Source organism: Paraburkholderia yinzeri (assembly GCF_046581065.1).
Taxonomy (GTDB): domain Bacteria; phylum Pseudomonadota; class Gammaproteobacteria; order Burkholderiales; family Burkholderiaceae; genus Paraburkholderia.
The window spans coordinates 1682947-1701478 of the sequence record NZ_JBFOCJ010000001.1 but is presented as its reverse complement, the minus strand read 5'-3'; the positions used below and the strand labels follow the sequence as shown (position 1 = coordinate 1701478).

The 18532-nt window shown below is 65.1% G+C and carries 20 protein-coding genes and 1 tRNA gene; 14 read left to right on the top strand and 7 right to left on the bottom strand.

The window, feature by feature from the left end; genetic code table 11:
* The first annotated feature begins 11 nt into the window (after positions 1 to 11).
* On the top strand, positions 12 to 1286 hold the full coding sequence (locus tag WJ542_RS08165; RefSeq protein WP_411188793.1) for a DUF445 domain-containing protein: 1275 nt from the start codon (positions 12 to 14) through the stop codon (positions 1284 to 1286).
* A gap of 439 nt (positions 1287 to 1725) precedes the next feature.
* Positions 1726 to 3555: an ABC transporter ATP-binding protein gene (locus WJ542_RS08160; RefSeq protein WP_411188792.1), complete on the top strand. Its 1830-nt coding sequence runs from the start codon at positions 1726 to 1728 to the stop codon at positions 3553 to 3555.
* Positions 3556 to 3627: 72 nt separating this feature from the next.
* On the opposite strand, the gene WJ542_RS08155 is transcribed toward WJ542_RS08160, so the two are convergent.
* Positions 3628 to 3933, bottom strand: a complete 306-nt coding sequence (locus WJ542_RS08155) for a HigA family addiction module antitoxin (protein ID WP_411188791.1) — start codon at positions 3931 to 3933, stop codon at positions 3628 to 3630.
* A gap of 11 nt (positions 3934 to 3944) precedes the next feature.
* Positions 3945 to 4223: a type II toxin-antitoxin system RelE/ParE family toxin gene (locus tag WJ542_RS08150; protein WP_411188790.1), complete on the bottom strand. Its 279-nt coding sequence runs from the start codon at positions 4221 to 4223 to the stop codon at positions 3945 to 3947.
* 164 nt (positions 4224 to 4387) lie between these two features.
* On the opposite strand from WJ542_RS08150, the gene ribBA reads away from it, so the two are divergent.
* The 4 genes from ribBA to WJ542_RS08130 all read left to right on the top strand — a co-directional run bounded on the left by ribBA (position 4388) and on the right by WJ542_RS08130 (position 7896).
* The gene (gene ribBA, locus WJ542_RS08145) at positions 4388 to 5554 is read left to right on the top strand and encodes a bifunctional 3,4-dihydroxy-2-butanone-4-phosphate synthase/GTP cyclohydrolase II (RefSeq protein WP_411188788.1); all 1167 of its coding nucleotides are present in this window, start codon (positions 4388 to 4390) and stop codon (positions 5552 to 5554) included.
* A gap of 80 nt (positions 5555 to 5634) precedes the next feature.
* A complete protein-coding gene (gene ribH / locus WJ542_RS08140) occupies positions 5635 to 6147 on the top strand; it encodes a 6,7-dimethyl-8-ribityllumazine synthase (protein ID WP_411188787.1) in 513 nt (170 codons plus the stop codon).
* Positions 6144 to 6578, top strand: a complete 435-nt coding sequence (nusB, locus tag WJ542_RS08135) for a transcription antitermination factor NusB (RefSeq protein ID WP_411188786.1) — start codon at positions 6144 to 6146, stop codon at positions 6576 to 6578. Before ribH ends, nusB begins: the two co-directional genes overlap by 4 nt.
* A gap of 124 nt (positions 6579 to 6702) precedes the next feature.
* On the top strand, positions 6703 to 7896 hold the full coding sequence (locus WJ542_RS08130; RefSeq protein ID WP_411188785.1) for a pyridoxal phosphate-dependent aminotransferase: 1194 nt from the start codon (positions 6703 to 6705) through the stop codon (positions 7894 to 7896).
* Positions 7897 to 7982: 86 nt separating this feature from the next.
* Here WJ542_RS08130 and WJ542_RS08125 read toward each other — a convergent pair whose 3' ends face one another.
* Positions 7983 to 9146 carry a transglycosylase SLT domain-containing protein gene (locus WJ542_RS08125; RefSeq protein WP_411188784.1) on the bottom strand — a complete coding sequence of 388 codons (1164 nt, stop codon included), beginning with the start codon at positions 9144 to 9146 and terminating at the stop codon, positions 7983 to 7985.
* Between the two features lie 561 nt (positions 9147 to 9707).
* Here WJ542_RS08125 and WJ542_RS08120 point away from each other — a divergent pair.
* The 3 genes from WJ542_RS08120 to WJ542_RS08110 all read left to right on the top strand — a co-directional run bounded on the left by WJ542_RS08120 (position 9708) and on the right by WJ542_RS08110 (position 13572).
* A complete protein-coding gene (locus tag WJ542_RS08120; protein WP_411188783.1) occupies positions 9708 to 11288 on the top strand; it encodes a UbiD family decarboxylase in 1581 nt (526 codons plus the stop codon).
* A 49-nt stretch (positions 11289 to 11337) separates the two neighbouring features.
* The gene (locus WJ542_RS08115; RefSeq protein WP_411188782.1) at positions 11338 to 12810 is read left to right on the top strand and encodes an NAD-dependent succinate-semialdehyde dehydrogenase; all 1473 of its coding nucleotides are present in this window, start codon (positions 11338 to 11340) and stop codon (positions 12808 to 12810) included.
* Positions 12811 to 12903: 93 nt separating this feature from the next.
* The gene (locus tag WJ542_RS08110) at positions 12904 to 13572 is read left to right on the top strand and encodes a LysE family translocator (RefSeq protein WP_411188781.1); all 669 of its coding nucleotides are present in this window, start codon (positions 12904 to 12906) and stop codon (positions 13570 to 13572) included.
* Positions 13573 to 13691: 119 nt separating this feature from the next.
* Here WJ542_RS08110 and WJ542_RS08105 read toward each other — a convergent pair whose 3' ends face one another.
* Entirely contained in the window at positions 13692 to 14000 is a 309-nt protein-coding gene (locus WJ542_RS08105) for a hypothetical protein (protein ID WP_411188780.1), read from the bottom strand.
* Between the two features lie 414 nt (positions 14001 to 14414).
* Positions 14415 to 14576, bottom strand: coding sequence for a hypothetical protein (locus tag WJ542_RS08100; RefSeq protein WP_169740107.1), 162 nt, complete (start codon positions 14574 to 14576; stop codon positions 14415 to 14417).
* 467 nt (positions 14577 to 15043) lie between these two features.
* On the opposite strand from WJ542_RS08100, the gene WJ542_RS08095 reads away from it, so the two are divergent.
* Both WJ542_RS08095 and WJ542_RS08090 read left to right on the top strand, forming a co-directional pair.
* On the top strand, positions 15044 to 15364 hold the full coding sequence (locus tag WJ542_RS08095; RefSeq protein WP_411188779.1) for an EthD family reductase: 321 nt from the start codon (positions 15044 to 15046) through the stop codon (positions 15362 to 15364).
* Positions 15365 to 15439: 75 nt separating this feature from the next.
* Positions 15440 to 16003 carry a YggT family protein gene (locus WJ542_RS08090; protein ID WP_411188778.1) on the top strand — a complete coding sequence of 188 codons (564 nt, stop codon included), beginning with the start codon at positions 15440 to 15442 and terminating at the stop codon, positions 16001 to 16003.
* Between the two features lie 75 nt (positions 16004 to 16078).
* On the opposite strand, the gene WJ542_RS08085 is transcribed toward WJ542_RS08090, so the two are convergent.
* A complete protein-coding gene (locus tag WJ542_RS08085) occupies positions 16079 to 16384 on the bottom strand; it encodes a helix-turn-helix domain-containing protein (protein WP_411188776.1) in 306 nt (101 codons plus the stop codon).
* On the bottom strand, positions 16384 to 16680 hold the full coding sequence (locus tag WJ542_RS08080; RefSeq protein WP_411190505.1) for a DNA-binding protein: 297 nt from the start codon (positions 16678 to 16680) through the stop codon (positions 16384 to 16386). The genes WJ542_RS08085 and WJ542_RS08080 overlap by 1 nt, the downstream gene beginning before the upstream one ends.
* 273 nt (positions 16681 to 16953) lie before the next feature.
* Here WJ542_RS08080 and WJ542_RS08075 point away from each other — a divergent pair.
* From WJ542_RS08075 to trmB, 3 genes are all read left to right on the top strand, one after another.
* Positions 16954 to 17028: transfer RNA gene (locus WJ542_RS08075), tRNA-Gly, on the top strand.
* A 204-nt stretch (positions 17029 to 17232) separates the two neighbouring features.
* The gene (locus tag WJ542_RS08070; RefSeq protein WP_411188775.1) at positions 17233 to 17457 is read left to right on the top strand and encodes a hypothetical protein; all 225 of its coding nucleotides are present in this window, start codon (positions 17233 to 17235) and stop codon (positions 17455 to 17457) included.
* Positions 17458 to 17724: 267 nt separating this feature from the next.
* Positions 17725 to 18498 carry a tRNA (guanosine(46)-N7)-methyltransferase TrmB gene (gene trmB, locus WJ542_RS08065; protein WP_411188774.1) on the top strand — a complete coding sequence of 258 codons (774 nt, stop codon included), beginning with the start codon at positions 17725 to 17727 and terminating at the stop codon, positions 18496 to 18498.
* The last annotated feature ends 34 nt before the right edge of the window (positions 18499 to 18532 follow it).

The window sequence follows — 18532 nt, the reverse complement described above, 5'->3', positions numbered from 1 at the left end:
GCCGCAACGCCATGGCGAGCGTTCCTCCCATCGATCCCGCGGCGCCCTTGCCTGCCGACGAACGCGTCGTGCAACTCAGGCGCATGCGCATCGTGGCCACCGCGCTGCTGCTCGCGATGCTGCTGCTGTTCGTGGCGGCGTCGGCGTTCGAATCGGCGCGACCGTGGCTTGCCTATGTGCGCGCGTTCAGCGAGGCAGCCATGGTGGGCGCCTGCGCCGACTGGTTCGCCGTCGTGTCGCTGTTTCGCCATCCGTTTGGCGTCGCGCTGCCGCATACGGCGGTCATCCCCCGCCACAAGGTGCGCATCGGCGAAAGTTTCGGCCGGTTCGTGTCGAGCAACTTTCTGGCACCGGCCGAAGTGGCGGCGAGGCTCGAACATGTCGATGCCGCCGGCTGGGCGACACGCTGGATCACCGAGCCCGCCAACGCAAAGCTCGTCGCGCAACGCCTGCAAGGCCTCTTCCCCTCGCTGCTTTCGCTCTTCGGCGAGCACGAAGTGCAAAGCTTCAGCCGGGGCCTGATTCGCAACGGCATCGATTCGTTTGCCGCCGCGCCGCTCGTCGCACGATTGCTGTCGGTGCTCGTCGCGCACGGCCATCACGAAGCGGCGTTCGACATCGCGATCGACACAGCCCGGCATTTCCTCGATCACCACCAGGACAACATTCGCCAGAAGGTCGCGAAGAAAAGCGCGGGCTGGGTGCCAGGCTGGCTCGACGAGCGGTTGACCAACGCCTTTCTCGCAGAACTGCAAAGCACGATGAACGAGGCGCGCGAAGACGCCGAACACCCCTGGCGCGTCGAATACCGGGACATGCTCGACACTTTCATGCTCCGTCTCGCCGACGACCCGCAATTGCTGGAGTATGGCGAGCGGATCAAATCGGACGTGCTGGACAACGGGGTAGTCGAAGGGTATCTGAACTGGCTGGGCGTGGAGATCGAAGGCAAGGTGCGGGCCGAACTGAGCGCGAGCGACGGCATGCTGGCGAATTACCTCGAGCAGGCGCTGATCGCGATCGGCAAATGGATCGACGAAAGCGCGGATATCCGTGCGCTCATCAACCAGTCCGCGCAGCGGATGGTCTTCAACGCCGTGGTGCCGAACCGCCAGGAGATCGGCGCTTTCGTCTCCGAAGTCGTCGCGCGCTGGGACACCGAAACGCTCGTGAAAAAACTGGAACTCCAGTTCGGCAAGGATCTCCAGTACATCCGCGTCAACGGCACGCTCGTGGGCGGTCTGGTGGGACTCGGAATCTTCGTTGCGGTGCGGCTCCTGGGTTGAGCCGTTTCGTTTCGTGCCGTGCCGTGCTGCGCCGTTTCCCGCCGTTTCCTTTTGGTCACAGATAAGAGCCGATGCAAGCAAGAACGCGTCGACACTGCTAGAATCGGCAGAATCTTCATACGGGTGCCGGCCTGAGCGGCGCCCTTCCCTTCACCCGATTCCACGAGGAGGCTGAGATGATCAACAACATTCAGATGGCCGCCGGCATGCCGATGCCTCGCGTGATGTCGGGTTCGCCACGAGTTTTTCGCGGGCACTGACGTAATTGCACCCAGCGATTGCGCCCCGATCAGGTCTTTCGCGCGGCCCAAACTTTCGCTGCGTAGCCTTTTCGTGATTCCGAGGTAGTGCGTCCGGCCGCAGCCAGGACGCACGAACCCATTTTCCGTAGCCACTTTCCATTGGGGCCTCCGGACGCAAAGTCCGGAGTACGCTATCCATGACCGACCAAAAGACAAAGACCGGTTCCGGCGGACGCACGTTCCGAGACGTTCTCGGCTTCACCTGGCGCCATTGGACACGCCAACCTGCGCGCGTGCTTGCCGTGGCGCTCGCCGCGCTGTTCGGCGCACTCGCCGACGTGTTCACGCCGCATTACGCGGGCGAACTCGTCGACGCCTTGGCCCGCAACGCCGCGAGCGGCGCGGCGCCTACGTGGCATGCCGCCATTGCCGCGTTCTGGATGCTCACCGCGCTCGGGCTGGCAGGCACGCTCATGCGCCAGTTAGCATTCCAGAACATTATCGTGCTCACGCTGAGGATGATGAGCGAGATCGCCACGCAGGCGTTCCACCGTGTGCAGCGCTTCTCCACCGACTGGCACGCGAACAGTTTCGCGGGCTCGACCGTGCGCAAGATCACGCGCGGCATGTGGGCGCTCGACCTGCTCAACGACACGCTGCTCGTCGCCCTCTTTCCCTCGCTCGTGATGCTGGTCGGCTCGACCGTCCTGCTCGCGCTGCAGTGGCATGTGATGGGACTCGTGGTAGGCCTCGGTTCCCTGCTCTATCTCGCCATCACGGTCTCGCTTTCGCTCTTCTACGTCGCGCCGTCCGCGCGGCTCGCGAACGCGTGGGACACGAAGATGGGCGGCGCGCTCGCCGACGCAATTTCTTGCAACGCGGTCGTCAAGGCGTTCGGCGCGGAAACGCGCGAAGAGGCGCGGCTCGCGCGCGTCGTTTCGAAGTGGGACAAGCGCACGCGACGCACGTGGCGGCGCGGCACGTTCAACGGCGGCGTACAGGGCGTGCTGCTCGTGGCCATGCAGGCGGCGATTCTCGGCGCAGCGCTCATGCTGTGGGCGCGCGGGCTCGCGAGCGTCGGCGACATCACGTTCGCGCTCACGCTGTTCTTCCTGCTGAAGGGCTATCTGCGCGACGTCGGCATGCACGTTCGCAACCTGCAGCGCTCGGTCAACGACATGGAAGAACTCGTGATGCTGGACGCCCAGCCGCTCGGGATCGACGACAAGCCGGGCGCACCGCCCATCGTGATCGACCGCGGCGACATCCAGTTCGAAAACATGACGTTCCGCTACGGTGCAGATCAACGGCCGCTCTACGAGAACCTCAAGCTGCGGATCGCGCCGGGCGAGCGCGTGGGTCTCGTCGGCCACTCGGGCTCGGGCAAGACGACGCTGATCAAGCTGATTCAGCGCCTGTACGACGTGTCCGGCGGCCGCATCACGATCGACGGCCAGGACATCGCGCGCGTGCAGCAGGCCTCGCTGCGTTCGCAGATCGCCATCGTGCAGCAGGAGCCGGTGCTGTTCCACCGCTCGCTCGCGGAGAACATTGCCTATGCACGGCCAGGCGCTACGCGCGCCGAGATCGAGCGCGCGGCAAGGCAGGCCAGCGCGCACGACTTCATCGCCGCGCTGCCGCACGGTTACGACACGCTCGTGGGCGAGCGCGGCGTGAAGCTCTCGGGCGGCGAGCGCCAGCGAGTGGCGATTGCACGCGCGTTCCTCGCGAACGCACCGATCCTGATCTTCGACGAAGCGACTTCGAGCCTCGACAGCGAAAGCGAAGTGCTGATCCAGCAGGCCATGGAGCGATTGATGGTGGGCAGGACGACCGTGGTCGTCGCGCACCGGCTCTCGACGGTGCGCTCGCTCGACCGGCTGCTCGTGCTGGAGCGCGGGCGCGTGGTGGAAGAAGGCAGCCACGACGCCCTGATTCGCCGCGAGAGCGGGCTGTATCGCCGGCTGTTCGAGCGCCAGGCGCTCGAACTGACGAAGGGTCTTGCGGACGACGTCATCCTGCGCTGACGCATCGGTGCTACCACGCGCGGGCGCGGCAGCAACGCTTCAGTCGGGTTTCAGGCCGGTTTCACGCCGGTTTCAAGCAGGCTCGGCAGGCACGCGCGGCTGGATGCGCGCGAGCACGTCCTGCAATTGCTCGCGCGCGAGTTCGGTGTCGTAATGCGCCTGCAGCTCCATCCAGCTGCGCGCGTCGGTGCCGAAATAGACGGCGAGGCGCACGGCGGTGTCGGCCGTGATGGCGCGCTTGCCGAGCACGATCTCGTTGATGCGGCGCGGCGGCACGCCGATCGCCTTGGCGAGCGCGTACTGGCTGATGCCCATGGGCTTGAGCCAGTCTTCCGAAAGAATCTCGCCCGGTGTTGCAAGCGGAACTTCCCGTACCATGTTGCTGCTCCTCAGTGGTAGTCGATGATGCGGACCTCCGCTGCCTCGCCGTCTTCGAAGTGAAAGCAGATCCGCCATTGCACGTTGATGCGGATGCTGTACCAGCCTTCGCGATCGCCCGACAAGCGCTCCAGCCGGTTGCCGGGCGGCGCTCGCAGAAACGAGAGCGTGGCGGCGGCGTGGATCTGCTGCAGCTTGCGAATCGCCACCCGTTCGATCAAGGCAAAGCGGGCGACACGGCGCCCAAAGAAGAGCGCCTCGGTATCACGGCATGCAAACGAAGTAATCATCGGGGATAGTAACGCAATGCGTTAATAACGTCAACCGTTACTATTGTGCCGACTGCGTTTTGCGCTGCCCAGCCGGCCGTTCGGCCAACCCTCATCCCCGCTGACAGCAACTTGCCGCCCGCCGTGGCGTAAAATATGCGCTTTCCCGAAAAGACCTCACCAACATGACCCTCGCCACCACCCTGGAGATCATCGCCGAGCTCAAAGCCGGCCGGATGGTGATCCTCGTCGACGAAGAAGACCGGGAAAACGAGGGCGACCTCGTCATCGCCGCGGAATTCATCACGCCCGAGGCCATCAACTTCATGGCGAAGTACGGTCGGGGCCTGATCTGCCTGACGCTCACGCAGGAACGCTGCAAGCAGCTCAACCTGCCGCTCATGACCTACCGCAACGGCACGCAGTACGGCACCGCGTTCACGGTGAGCATCGAGGCGGCCGAGGGCGTGACGACCGGCATTTCCGCCGCCGACCGCGCCCGCACGATCCAGGCCGCGGTCGCGCACGACGCGCGCGCCGAGCACATCGTGCAGCCGGGCCACGTATTCCCGATCATGGCGCAGCCGGGCGGCGTGCTCGTGCGCGCGGGCCACACCGAGGCCGGCTGCGACTTCACGGCAATCGCGGGCCTCACGCCGGCCTCCGTGATCTGCGAAGTCATCAAGGACGACGGCACGATGGCGCGCCTGCCCGACCTCATCGAGTTCGCGCAGGAGCACAACCTGAAGATCGGCACCATCGCCGACCTGATCCACTACCGCAGCCGCACGGAATCGATCGTCGAACGCGTGGCGGAGCGCACCATGCAGACGGCGCACGGCGCCTTCCGTGCAGTCATGTACGTCGATCATCCGACGCGCACGCCGCACATCGCCCTCGTGCGCGGCACGCCCACGCCCGAGAGCGAAACGCCGGTGCGCGTGCACGAGCCGCTTTCCATGCTGGACCTGCTGGAAACGGGCTCGTCCACGCACTCGTGGACGCTCGACGCGGCCATGCGCGAAATCGCCGAACGCGATCTCGGCGTGATCGTCATGCTCAACTGCGGCGACACCAAGGAACATCTGATCGAGATGTTCAAGGCGTTCGACCAGAAAGAACGCGCGGAGGCGCTCGCGCGCCGTCCGGTGGACTTCAAGACTTACGGCATCGGCGCGCAGATCCTGCGCGAACTCGGCGTGGGCCGCATGCAGGTATTGTCGAAACCGCGCCGCCTCGGCAGCATGTCGGGCTACGGGCTCGAAGTCACGGGCTTCGTGCCGATGCCCGGCAGCAGCGCCGAAGCGCCGTGCCCGCCGGAAGCCGCCGAGCACGCCGCAACGCGCGCCTGAGCCACAAGTACCACCCGGCACAAGGCACTCCGCGCCCACTCATACGCGTCACCACGCACAACCGAACCAACGGACACCACATGGAAATCGGACAATACCAACCGAACCTCGACGGCGACGGACTGCGCATCGGCATCGTCCAGTCGCGCTTTAACGAACCCGTCTGCAACGGCCTGGCCGACGCCTGCATCGAAGAACTCGAACGCCTCGGCGTGGTCGGCGAAGACGTGCTGCTCGTCACCGTGCCCGGCGCGCTCGAAATCCCGCTCGCGCTGCAAAAGCTCGCCGAAAGCGGCCAGTTCGACGCGTTGATCGCGCTCGGCGCGGTCCTGCGCGGCGAGACCTATCACTTCGAGCTCGTTTCGAACGAGAGCGGCGCGGGCATTTCGCGCATCGCGCTCGACTTCGGCGTGCCGGTGGCGAACGCCGTGCTGACCACGGAAAACGACGAGCAGGCTGTCGCGCGCATGACCGAGAAGGGTCGTGACGCGGCGCGCGTCGCGGTCGAAATGGCGAACCTCACGGTCGCGCTCGAGCAGCTCGACGGCGGCGATGAGGACGAAGACGAGGAAGACGAAGAGGAAGAGCAATGAAGAGCGCGCGTCGCCGCTCCCGCGAACTGGCCACGCAGGGGTTATATCAGTGGCTGCTGTCGGCTGTGCCCGCCGGCGAGATCGACGCGCAGTTGCGCGGTTCGCAGGGTTACGACAAGGCGGATCACGAGCATCTGGACGCCATCCTGCACGGCGTGATCCGCGATTCGGACACGCTCTCGGCCGCCATCGCGCCCTGCCTCGACCGTCCGATCGAGCAGCTCTCGCCCGTCGAGCGCGCGGTGCTGCTGGTCGCGACCTACGAGTTGACGCACCACGTCGACATCCCCTACCGCGTCGTGATCAACGAGGCGGTCGAACTGGCGAAGACGTTCGGCGGCTCGGACGGCTACAAGTACGTCAACGGCGTGCTCGACAAGCTCGCGGTGCAACTGCGCACCGCGGAAACCCAGGCCGCGCGCAGGTCGTGATGTCTCGCGCGGCGGGGCGCGCCGCACTCGTGCGCCCCGCCGCCTTGCGAATTCGCTGTCGTTTTACGGTCCGCGCCGGCGGACCCGCCGGTTCTGCCGGCAGCAAGAAACTGGAATCACCCGCATGAATACCGTTGCCGAACCGCTCCTGCGGCTTGCTGCGCGCGTCGACGCGATCCAGCCGTTCTACGTCATGGAACTGGCCAAGGAAGCGGCCAAGCTCGAACGCGCCGGGCGCGACATCATTCACATGGGGATTGGCGAACCGGACTTCACGGCGCCGGAGCCCGTTGTCGACGCCGCCGCAGCGGCGCTACGCCGCGGGGTCACGCAGTATACGAGTGCGCTCGGCATCCACGCGCTGCGCGAGGCGATTGCCGCGCACTACCAGCATGCGCACGGCCTGACGATCGATCCAGCTCGCGTCGTCGTCACGGCAGGCGCTTCGGCGGCACTCCTGCTCGCCTGTACGGCACTCGTCGACCGCGACGACGAAGTGCTGATGCCCGACCCCTGCTATCCCTGCAACCGGCACTTCGTGGCCGCGGCAGAAGGCAAGCCGGTGCTCGTGCCGAGCGGCCCCGAGGCTCGCTTCCAGCTCACGGCGGCCGACGTCGAGCGGCTCTGGACCCCGCGTACGCGCGGCGTGCTGCTCGCCTCGCCCTCGAATCCCACCGGCACCTCGATCGAGCCCGACGAGCTTCGGCGCATCGTGCAGACGGTGCGCGAACGCGGCGGCTTCACGATCGTCGACGAAATCTATCAGGGGCTGAGCTACGATGCGCCGCCGGTGTCCGCCCTGTCGTTCGGCGACGATGTCGTGACCGTCAACAGCTTCTCGAAGTACTTCAACATGACCGGCTGGCGGCTTGGCTGGCTCGTCGTGCCTCCGGCGCTGGTCGGTGCATTCGAAAAGCTCGCGCAAAACCTTTTCATCTGCGCGTCGGCGCTCGCCCAGCACGCGGCGCTGGCCTGCTTCGAACCGGACACGCTCGCGATCTACGAGTCGCGCCGCCTCGAATTCCGGCGTCGCCGCGACTTCATCGCACCGGCGCTCGAATCGCTCGGGTTCCGCGTGCCGGTCATGCCCGACGGTGCATTCTATGTCTATGCCGACTGCACGCACGTCGCGCACCCTGCCGCCGGCGACAGCGATGCCCTGACGCGCGCGATGCTGCACGAGGCAGGCACGGTGATGGTGCCGGGGATGGATTTCGGCACGGCAGCGCCACACCAGTACGTGCGGCTCTCCTATGCCACGGCGTACGAACGGCTGGAGGAGGCCGTCGAGCGGCTGCACAGGCTGTTCAGCCGCTAGCCCGCAACCCGGCACAAATAAAAATGGCGCCCAGGGGCGCCATTTTTTTCGTCCGGCGATTGGCCGGCTATCTCGCTGCTGACGACTTATGCGCCAAGCTCGGGTGAAGAACTACGCTTCTGCGCGCTCGCGCTGGCGTCGTCCTGATCCGGATCCGCCTTGACCGGCGTAACCGCCGGCTTCTCGACGATCGGATGAGCGCCGTCGAGCGTCACCTGCACGCGCTTGTTGCTCGCCACCTTCTGTGGCGCGGCCGTCGTGGCCGAAGCCGTGGTAACGGGCGCTTGCGGCGCATTGATCGGCACGTTGCGGCCACGGGCGACGTCGCGCAGACGCGAACGCTCGGCCATCACTTTCGCGCCGTAGCCGCCGTCGTCCTGCGACGTCGAACCGACGTACAGACGCAAACCGCCCGGCACCGAGCCGCCGCGCGCGATGCAATCCTTCAGCACGAGCGCGCCGACCTTGATGTTCGCGACCGGGTCGAGTGCCGCGTTCTGGCCACCGAAGTACTGGAACTTGTCGGAATGGACCTTCGACATCACCTGCATCAGGCCCTGTGCGCCGACACCACTCTCGGCATACGGATTGAAGCCCGACTCGATCGCCATCACCGCCAGCAACAGCAGAGGATCAAGCCCCACTTCCCGGCCGGTATCGAACGCAGCCTTCACCAGTTCGCCCACCGGCTCCTGCGCCACGCGATAGCGGCGCGCGAGATAGCTCGCGACCAGCGCCTGCTCGCTCTCAGAAACGAGGATGCGATCGTCGCGGGCATCGGGCGTGATGCGCTGCGACGGGATCATATGCGCCAGCGTGCCGACGCTGGGCAGCGAACGCGGATCGAGGCCGTTGAGCGTGACCGCGTCGAGCGTGGCCAGACCGGGCCCAGGTTGCGCGTTGCCGGCGCCGTTTGCGCCGGCGTCGGGCGTGAGGGCCACCGGCAGCGTCGAACCGTCGTTCTCGCTCTCGTCGCCCGCCGCGCCTGGAGGCACGAGCGAAGGCAGCGGATTGCCTTGCAGGAGGCGCGCCGGACCGGCCTGCACGGCCGCCGAAACGAAGGGCATGACGCGCGCGGCCAGCGTGCCGCGCCACGTGGGCAGCAGCCAGAGGGCAAGCGCGAGCAGGACGGCACAGCCGCCAACAATACTGAACAGGTGATGGCTCAGACGGGTGCCACGCCGCAGCAACGCACGCAGGCCAAGCGCTACACGCTCGTCGGCGCGCCACCACGATAACCAGGTATTCATCTACAGATCTCCCCATGTTGCATGATCCGGCCAAACGGGGGCGGCACGAGGCCATCAGCCCGATGCAGGATCAAGACACCGCGCGCCCTGGCTGGTGCGGCAGCGGCGTCGGGAAAACGGCGAGTACGCCGTGGTGGAACTCCTCCGTTACTGCTTGAGGCGCGCGCAAGGGCACGCGGGAGTTCTCACGCAAAAAGCCAGCGCACAGGCGCGCTGGCGATGGACAACCAATCTAGACCGTGAAAAGCCGTGCAGGGAGTCGGCTAAACGGCGACGCGTTGCGTCTGAAGGACCGGGACGATGGCTAAAAATTGCAAGCCCTGCAACCAGTGTGGACGGATTCTAGCAGCGTTTTATAGATCGTCAATACTATAGATTGTCAAATCTATAACTAATTGTAATGATGAACAGCCTTCAATCGGTCGAGACCCGCGCGCCATGCGTGTTTGCGGCCATTTACCGGGCGTTTGTAACCATTTCGCATTATGGTGGCCAGCGTGTGCCAACCAACACAGGTAAAATCGACAATCGACCCGCCGCTGTGGCCCCGACCCTTTCCTGATGAAATACAAAGACCTGCGCGACTTCATCGGTCGCCTCGAGAGCCTCGGCGAACTGCGCCGCGTGCCGCAAGCCGTCTCCCCGGTGCTGGAAATGACCGAGCTGTGCGACCGCGTGCTGCGCGCGGGCGGCCCGGCACTCCTCTTCGAGAACCGCTCGACCCATGCGTTCCCGGTCCTCGGCAACCTGTTCGGCACGCCGCGCCGCGTTGCGCTCGGGATGGGCATCGACGCGCCCGCACCGGATCAAGGCGGCGCGGGCGACGGCGCCGCATTGGAATCGCTGCGCGACGTGGGCCGCCTGCTCTCCGCGCTCAAGGAACCCGATCCGCCGCGCGGCCTGAAAGATGCGGGCAAGCTGCTTACGCTGGCGAAGGCGGTCTGGGACATGGCGCCGAAGACGGTCGGCTCGCCGCCGTGCCAGGAAATCGTCTGGGAAGGGCAGGACGTCGATCTTGCGAAGCTGCCTGTCCAGACCTGCTGGCCTGGCGACGCCGGCCCTCTCGTCACCTGGGGCCTCACCGTAACACGCGGGCCGAACAAGACGCGCCAGAACCTGGGTATCTACCGCCAGCAGTTGATCGGCCGCAACAAGCTCATCATGCGCTGGCTCGCGCACCGGGGCGGCGCGCTCGACTTCCGCGAGTTCGCGCTGCGCCACCCCGGCCAGCCCTACCCGGTCGCGGTCGTGCTCGGCGCCGATCCGGCGACCATTCTCGGCGCCGTGACGCCCGTGCCCGACACGCTTTCCGAATACCAGTTCGCCGGCCTTCTGCGCGGCAGCCGAACCGAACTTGCGAAGTGCCTGACGCCCGGCGTCGACACGCTGCAAGTGCCGGCGCGCGCGGAAATCGTCCTCGAAGGTTTCATTTATCCGCAGGCGGGCGTTCCGGAACCGGCGCCCGCTGGCGCGCCGCCGCGTCCCACCAGGGGCGCGAGCGCGGCGTACGAGCACGCGCTCGAAGGCCCGTACGGCGATCACACCGGCTACTACAACGAACAGGAGTGGTTCCCCGTCTTCACGGTCGAACGCATGACGATGCGCCGCGATGCGATCTACCACTCGACCTACACCGGCAAGCCGCCCGACGAGCCCGCCGTGCTCGGCGTGGCGCTCAACGAGGTATTCGTGCCGCTGCTGCAAAAGCAGTTCCCTGAAATCACGGACTTCTATCTGCCGCCCGAAGGCTGCAGCTATCGCATGGCGATCGTGCAGATGAAGAAGAGCTATCCCGGGCACGCCAAACGCGTGATGTTCGGCGTCTGGAGTTTCCTGCGCCAGTTCATGTATACAAAGTTCATCGTCGTGGTCGACGATGACGTGAACATCCGCGACTGGAAGGAAGTGATCTGGGCGATCACGACGCGCATCGACCCCGCGCGCGATACCGTGCTCGTCGAGAACACCCCTATCGACTATCTGGATTTCGCCTCGCCCGTCGCAGGGCTCGGGTCGAAGATGGGCCTCGACGCGACCAACAAGTGGCCTGGCGAAACCTCGCGCGAATGGGGCCGCGCCATCGAAATGGACGCCGACGTGAAAACCCGCGTCGACAAGCTGTACGACGAACTCGGGCTCTGAGGCACCACGTGTCTCCTGCCCGCCGCTCACGCACTCAGGAGACACGAAGATGATTCTGCTGGCATCGGAGCGCCTGACACAGTTAAAGGATCCCGCACTTTTCAAGACCCGCGCCTGGATCGACGGCGAATGGAGCGGCGGCACGACGGAGTTCGCCGTGCTCGATCCCGCCGACAACGCCGAGATCACCCGCGTGCCGGACTGCGGCGCGGACGAGGCGCGCCGCGCGATCGCCGCGGCGCACGCGGCCCTGCCCGCGTGGCGCACGCTCACGGGCAAGGCGCGCGCGGCGGTTCTGCGTCGCTGGTTCGAACTCGTGACCGAGCATGCGGACGACCTGGCCGTCATCATGACCGCCGAACAGGGCAAGCCGCTTGCCGAAGCGCGCGGCGAAGTCGCCTACGGCGCCTCGTTTCTCGAATGGTTCGCGGAAGAGGCGAAGCGCGTGAACGGCGACGTTCTGGCGAGTCCCGCGGCAGATAGAAAGTTAGTCGTCCTGAAGCAGCCGATCGGCGTTTGCGCGTCGATTACGCCCTGGAATTTCCCCATCGCGATGATCACCCGCAAGGTCGCGCCCGCGCTCGCGGCGGGCTGTACGATCGTCGTGAAGCCCGCCGAGCAGACGCCGCTTTGCGCGCTGGCCCTGGCGGAGCTCGCGCAGCGCGCGGGCGTGCCGCGCGGCGTGTTCCATGTCCTGACGGCCAGCGCGGCGAACTCGATCGAAATCGGCAAGGTACTGTGCGAGAGCGACGTCGTGCGGCATCTGTCGTTCACGGGTTCCACGCCGGTGGGCCGCATCCTCATGCGGCAGTGCGCGCCGACGGTCAAGAAGATCGCGCTCGAACTCGGCGGTCACGCCCCGTTCATCGTGTTCGACGACGCCGACCTCGACGCCGCGGTCGAGGGCGCCACGATCTCGAAGTACCGCAACGCGGGCCAGACCTGCGTCTGCACGAACCGCTTCTACGTGCACGACTCCGTCTACGACGCCTTCGTCGGCAAGCTCGCCGCGGCCTCGCGCGGCATCCGCGTGGGCAACGGCTTCGAGTCGGACGTGACTCAAGGCCCGCTGATCGACGACGCCGCAGTCGAAAAGGTAGTCCAGCACATCGGTGACGCCACCGCGAAGGGCGCCACGCTCGTCACGGGAGGCAGCGTGCGCGAGGGCCGCTTCGTCGAACCGACGGTGCTCGCGAACGCCACGCGAGACATGCTGATCGCACAGGAAGAGACCTTCGGACCCGTCGCGGCCGTGTTCCGCTTCGAAGACGAAGCGGACGCGATCCGCCTCGCCAACGACACCGATTTCGGGCTTGCGGCGTACTTCTACAGCCGCGACATCGCTCGCGCGTGGCGTGTGGCCGAAGCGCTCGAGTACGGGATGGTGGGAATCAACACGGGCCTCATCTCGAACGAGGTTGCGCCGTTCGGCGGCGTCAAGCAGTCGGGGCTCGGGCGCGAAGGCTCGAAGTACGGCATCGACGAGTACGTCGAGCTCAAATACCTGTGTATTGGCGTCTGATTAACGAAAGCTTACTATGGGCGCCCACGCGCACGGTGTGGACGCCCTGAAATCCGGACGCCACGCGCTCCATTCGAACAAGAAATCGCTTCAATGCCTCACTTCTCCCTGCTGTCCGACGGCTTTTTCCTTTCGCTCTCGCTCTGCCTCGATATCGGTCTCGTCAACGTCGCGATCATCTCGCTCACGCTCTCGCACGGCTTCCGGCCAGGATTCTGGCTGGGCCTCGGCTCCTGTTTCGGCGATCTCATCTACGCGGCGCTCGCCCTCGCGGGCATGGCGGCATTGCTGCAGTTCGAGGCCGTACGCTGGGTCGTCTGGATCGGCGGCTCGGCCATTCTGCTGATGCTCACCTGGAAGATGGCGCGCGAGGCGCTCAACCCGGCCGCTGCGCCGCCTGTCGAGGGCGAGGCGGACCTCGCCTCGCCGCTGCCAGGCCCGTGGCGCGGCTTCTTGCGCGGCGTGCTGCTCGCGCTTTCTTCGCCTAGCGCGATCTTGTGGTTCGCGGCCGTGGGCGGCGCGCTGATTGCGAAGTCGGGCGCGACGAGCGCGGGCGCGGCGGCGCTATTTCTCTCCGGCTTCTTCCTCGGCGGCCTCGGCTGGACCCTCTTCCTCTGCAGCCTCGCGAGCCACGGACGCAAGCGTGCCGGCACCGGGCTGCTGCGCGCGTGTCACGTGGTTTCCGCGCTGCTATTTGCATGGTTCTCATATAGCGTGATCGTGCACGGCTATCGCGACCTGATCGTCCAGCACGCGTCCTGATTCCACGAAGGCGTCTCACCGGGGGACGCGCAAAAAGCAAACGGCGCAACGCGGCATGAGCCATACGTTGCGCCGTTTGCGCAAAACGGTCACGAGGCGGCCCGGAGCCGCCCGCGCGATCAATGACGGTAATAACCGCCGTGGTAATAACCGTGATAACCGTGGTAGTAGCCGCGATAATACGGATGCCCCCAGTACGGATGGCCCCAGTAGCCGCCGACGACGACCGCAGGCGGCGGCGCATAGACAACCGGCGGCGGTGCATAAACGACGGGCGGCGGCGGCGCGTAGACCGGCGCTGCGTACACCGGATAAGCGGGTGCAACGGGAATGCCGATACCGATACCCACCGAAACGTGCGCCTCGGCCGCGCTGACGAGCCCCAGACCCAGCGCAGCGGCAACGATAAACGAAACGGTCTTTTTCACTTCTCTTCTCCTGACAGCCAGCAATGGCGCCAACTTCAATCTGTTAGACAGACGGACACAACCGACGATTCCAATGTATCGAAAACACGGCGCTCTGGCGGTGGGCATTTGTTGCAAATTGCAAGCCTGTTTTTACAGAGTGCTGCCCTCTGACGCACCCGTGCGACAGGCACGCATTAGTAGAACCCCGCAGACGCGCCGCCCCAAGGCATTAATCGTCAGACGTAGCGGCGGGCTGTCATTCTTACCGTCCGGTGCACCCGGCGAGACAAATTGCCCGGTAAAGTTTGATTACAAATTGGCTGGAGGCGCCGTTCGCCGCGCCCGTAAACGACGATGCCCGGTCGTCGACCGGGCATCCTGCTGCTGGCTGAGAACGGGCTGAAAGCGCCGCCCCGGCGGCTATGCCGACCCCTATCCGACCTTCACATAAGTGAACTCGCGGGTGATGCTGGGCGGCACGTAAGCACCGCTGATCTGCACCCTGGGCTTCAGGCGCTTCTTCTGATCCCACCAGCGGCGCCGCTGGACGGGCGTAAGAAACCGCAGATGCTTTCGGTAAGCGAAGATGCTCATGGCGAACTCCCGAATCGGACTACCGACAGGAAACAGCTCAGGACTGCAACGACAAAACCGAAACGCTTGAGACCATTGTGCGCAAATTTTGAGACACTGACTGCCTTGTTGTGAGATAGCCGCATTCGTAGCGCATATCCCACTTGCATTGTCGATCGCTTTGAGCCAGGCCGTTTGGGCCTTGGGGACCGGAGCTATGCAATTTCTGCGCCATGAGCGGCGCAGGCAATACATGGCGCCCCAGCAGCGTGTCTGTCAGACTATCCTTCGCTCTTTGTAGCTGCCACGATCCTGCGTATCGGTACGATATCGAACATAGCCTGCGCACGTGTGCAGATTGCGCACGATGCCGGCGCCTCGGCGCGCGGCACTACACAGCGCCCGCGAAAGCCGTGGTAATGTGGCAACGGCGCGCGCCGCCCGGACCATACGGCCCGCGCCCCGGGATTCACCGACGAGAACGCACAATGATCAAGGTCAGCATCCTCTATCCGTACCGCGAAAACGGACGTTTCGACAGCGAGTACTACTGTACGCACCACATGCCGCTTGCCGCGCGCCTGTTCGGCGATGCGCTGCGCGGCTGGTCGGTCGATATCGGCATCAATGCGGGGCCGCCGGGCACGCCGCCGCCGTATGTCGCGGCGGGCCACTTCCTGTTCGACACCGCGGAAGCGTTCTACGCCGTGTTCCAGCCGCATGCCAAAACGCTGCTCGACGACATTCCCAACTACACCGACGGCGGAAATGGCACGATCCTGATCAGCGAGATCAAAATCTCGGTCTAAGCAACGCCGCCTCAACCCTGATCACGACCCGGCGGCCGTCCGCGCCACCGCCAGCCCTACGGAGAAAAAACACCGATGTTCGGCGATATCGCCCGCTTTCTGCTCAACACGATTTTCACGCTGTTTGGCGCCGCCCTGCTTTTGCGCGCCTGGCTGCAGTACGTCCGGGTCGCTGCCTACAACCCGGTCAGCCACGCGGTGCAACAGGTGACCAACTGGCTCGTGCTGCCGCTGCGACGCGTCATACCCGGCATGCGCGGCATCGACTGGGCCAGCGTGGTCGCCGCGCTGATCGCCGCCATTGCCTACGTGCTGGTGATGGTCTGGCTGGCCGGCGTCGATCCGTTCGGCCTCTTGCCGACCCTCCTTGTCGTCGCCGTGCTGACCGTCGTGAAATGGGCGCTCAATCTGCTCATCTGGCTCACGATCCTGATGGCGCTGCTGTCGTGGCTCAATCCGCAGTCGCCGGCCATGCCAGTGCTGTTCCAGTTGACAGCGCCGTTCCTTAACCCGCTGCGTCGCATCGTCCCGCAGTTCGGCGGGCTCGATCTTTCTCCAATCCTGCTCTTCGTCATCGTGCAGGTGCTGCTGATGGTGATCACACGCGCGGCGGTATCGCTCACGTTGTTTGGAATTTGACGGATGCGGGCGGCGTCGTTATGAAAAAGCCCGCTCAAAGGCGGGCTCCATATGGGCAAATACGATCAGTGAGAACTACGCGGCAAGTTCAGCCGTCAGTTCGGGGTGCCGGGTAAGCAAGCGTAGCAGGCACAGCACCGCGCCCGACGGCGCAAAGCGACCCTGCTCCCAGTCGCGCAAGGTAGCAACCGGCGTACCAATTCGCTCGGCAAATGCAGGTTGAGTCATACCTGCTGCCTCACGCGCCTGACGCACAAGCATCTGCTCCGGAGTCGTCATACGACCAATGCGCGCCCCTGCTTCCTCAAGCGCTTGACGTAGATCTGGCAACGACTCACCGGCGTCGGCCTCGATTGCCTTAGCAATTTTCTCGATGTCCATCACATCACCTTTCGGATGTCTTTGGGGAGCATGTTCTCGCGTTCGGCTTTGGCATAGATAGCTACGAGCAACACGATTTCCTCATCGGTCAGGTTGAAGTAAATCACTCGCGTACCGCCAGATTTACCCGTACCGGCACGCTTCCACCGCACTTTGCGAGCGCCATCTGCACCCGGAATCACATCCCCGGCATCAGGATTGGCTGCTATCCAACTAATGAATTCGAGACGCTCAACATCAGACCAAATGCGTTCAGCTTGTCTCTGGAAAGTCGGGGTCTCGATCACGGTCCGTATAGATAAATTATACGGGATTCCCGTATAACATCAAGTTCCGGGAGCTCTTGTCGATCACTAGATCATCCGGTTTGCGTATATCGAGAATGCGTTGCTCGTTTGATTCAGCCAAGGGGTAAGAGCGGTCTAGCCAGGTACCGCAGACTGCACTCAACCTAACATTCGCCGCCAGTTATGCCACCGCTCCACCAGCGACCCGCGCCAGTTTCGATGCCAGCCTCCAAACCACCCCACTGCCCAAACCCCAAAATTCCCTGTAGAATCACCGGCTCTGCGGGCGTCGTATAATGGCTATTACCCCAGCTTCCCAAGCTGGAGACGTGGGTTCGATTCCCATCGCCCGCTCCACATCGGCTCATCAGTGCCGCATGATCTTGCCGGACCTACCGGAGCCCCGCTAAGGGCCTCGTGCAGGAGCCCCGGGTTGTCCTGAATTCCCTCTCGCAGGTTCGAAGTCCGGCTCACCCTGGGTCATCCCGGCGTTTGTCACGCTGGCACGCCGTGATCCGGCTTACCCCGACTCGCTTCGCGCAACCCGCGAGGCCGTCAGCGATGGAACGATTTTTCATCTCCCGCCCCAGCGCGATCGCGCTAATTGCGACCGCCCGCAAGAAGCTGCTGGCGGACGCCGGAGAGCGCGGGCCCTCCGAGGCCCAACCGCTACTTGACCGCGCCGCACAACTCGAACGCCTGTTGCTGGACGTGCGCGCCTGCCGCATCGACGCTTTCGAGCTGACCTATCCGGCGCCTGTCTACATCACGATCTCGGCAGATTGAGAAGCCGGACGAGGATCCCGTGTCGCCCGGCGGCCCGGCGTGACGGCACTGTTATAATGCGCGTCGGTTTTGGCGCCGGTCGCCACGGCAGCGCCCGCGGCACCCGCGGGTTCCGTCTGCCACCTGTCCGCGCCGCCGCCTGATCCCGATCCCGCGATCCTGCAATATCCTGTTTTCAGCAGACGCAAACGCCCCGCCTGCCCCGCCGACTCCGCGCCGCATGGTCTGGCCGCAACGCGCACTGCCCTCACCTGCCCATCCGCGAAGATGAATCACGATCCGAACGACGCAGTCCCGTCCGACTGCCCGCTGCCCGACGCATCGGGCGAGTCGCACGAGTCCGCCGAAGGCGCTTCGACCGACGCCCTGCACCGCCGCCGCATCCGCAGCTTCGTGACACGCGCCGGCCGCGTCTCGACGGGCCAGCGCCGCGCGCTCGACGATCTCGGTCCGCGCTTCGTCGTCCCCTACACGCCGCAACCGGCGGACTGGGACGCCGTGTTCGGCCGCCGCGCGCCGCGCGTGCTTGAGATCGGCTTCGGCATGGGCGCGAGCACGGCGGAAATCGCCGGGCTGCGTCCGGACGACGACTTCCTCGGCGTCGAGGTGCATGAACCCGGTGTTGGCGCGCTGCTCAAGCTGATTGGCGAGCAAAACCTGGCGAACATCCGCATCATCCAGCACGACGCGGTCGAGGTGCTCGAACAGATGATCGCGCCCGCGAGCCTCGACGGCGTGCATATCTTCTTCCCGGATCCGTGGCACAAGGCGCGCCATCACAAGCGCCGCCTGATCCAGCCGAAGTTCGTCGAACTGCTGGTTTCGCGCATGAAGCCGGGTGCCTACCTGCACTGCGCCACCGACTGGCAGAACTACGCCGAACAGATGCTGGAAGTGCTGAGTGCGACGCCCGCGCTGCAGAACACCGCAGACGGCTACGCGCCGCGCCCGGACTATCGGCCGGTCACGAAATTCGAGCGACGGGGCCTGCGCCTGGGCCACGGCGTATGGGACCTCGTGTTCCGCCGCCGCGCGGACTGAACGGTCTGTCGGACAGCAACATGCACAAGGGGCG

What these genes read in the sequence shown, in the direction of transcription:
- WJ542_RS08165 (WP_411188793.1), top strand. Translation starts at nt 12, where the DNA reads ATGGCGAGCGTTCCTCCCATCGATCCCGCGGCGCCCTTGCCTGCCGAC.
- WJ542_RS08160 (WP_411188792.1), top strand. Translation starts at nt 1,726, where the DNA reads ATGACCGACCAAAAGACAAAGACCGGTTCCGGCGGACGCACGTTCCGA.
- WJ542_RS08155 (WP_411188791.1), bottom strand. Translation starts at nt 3,933, where the DNA reads ATGGTACGGGAAGTTCCGCTTGCAACACCGGGCGAGATTCTTTCGGAA.
- WJ542_RS08150 (WP_411188790.1), bottom strand. Translation starts at nt 4,223, where the DNA reads ATGATTACTTCGTTTGCATGCCGTGATACCGAGGCGCTCTTCTTTGGG.
- ribBA (WP_411188788.1), top strand. Translation starts at nt 4,388, where the DNA reads ATGACCCTCGCCACCACCCTGGAGATCATCGCCGAGCTCAAAGCCGGC.
- ribH (WP_411188787.1), top strand. Translation starts at nt 5,635, where the DNA reads ATGGAAATCGGACAATACCAACCGAACCTCGACGGCGACGGACTGCGC.
- nusB (WP_411188786.1), top strand. Translation starts at nt 6,144, where the DNA reads ATGAAGAGCGCGCGTCGCCGCTCCCGCGAACTGGCCACGCAGGGGTTA.
- WJ542_RS08130 (WP_411188785.1), top strand. Translation starts at nt 6,703, where the DNA reads ATGAATACCGTTGCCGAACCGCTCCTGCGGCTTGCTGCGCGCGTCGAC.
- WJ542_RS08125 (WP_411188784.1), bottom strand. Translation starts at nt 9,146, where the DNA reads ATGAATACCTGGTTATCGTGGTGGCGCGCCGACGAGCGTGTAGCGCTT.
- WJ542_RS08120 (WP_411188783.1), top strand. Translation starts at nt 9,708, where the DNA reads ATGAAATACAAAGACCTGCGCGACTTCATCGGTCGCCTCGAGAGCCTC.
- WJ542_RS08115 (WP_411188782.1), top strand. Translation starts at nt 11,338, where the DNA reads ATGATTCTGCTGGCATCGGAGCGCCTGACACAGTTAAAGGATCCCGCA.
- WJ542_RS08110 (WP_411188781.1), top strand. Translation starts at nt 12,904, where the DNA reads ATGCCTCACTTCTCCCTGCTGTCCGACGGCTTTTTCCTTTCGCTCTCG.
- WJ542_RS08100 (WP_169740107.1), bottom strand. Translation starts at nt 14,576, where the DNA reads ATGAGCATCTTCGCTTACCGAAAGCATCTGCGGTTTCTTACGCCCGTC.
- WJ542_RS08095 (WP_411188779.1), top strand. Translation starts at nt 15,044, where the DNA reads ATGATCAAGGTCAGCATCCTCTATCCGTACCGCGAAAACGGACGTTTC.
- WJ542_RS08090 (WP_411188778.1), top strand. Translation starts at nt 15,440, where the DNA reads ATGTTCGGCGATATCGCCCGCTTTCTGCTCAACACGATTTTCACGCTG.
- WJ542_RS08085 (WP_411188776.1), bottom strand. Translation starts at nt 16,384, where the DNA reads ATGGACATCGAGAAAATTGCTAAGGCAATCGAGGCCGACGCCGGTGAG.
- WJ542_RS08070 (WP_411188775.1), top strand. Translation starts at nt 17,233, where the DNA reads ATGGAACGATTTTTCATCTCCCGCCCCAGCGCGATCGCGCTAATTGCG.
- trmB (WP_411188774.1), top strand. Translation starts at nt 17,725, where the DNA reads ATGAATCACGATCCGAACGACGCAGTCCCGTCCGACTGCCCGCTGCCC.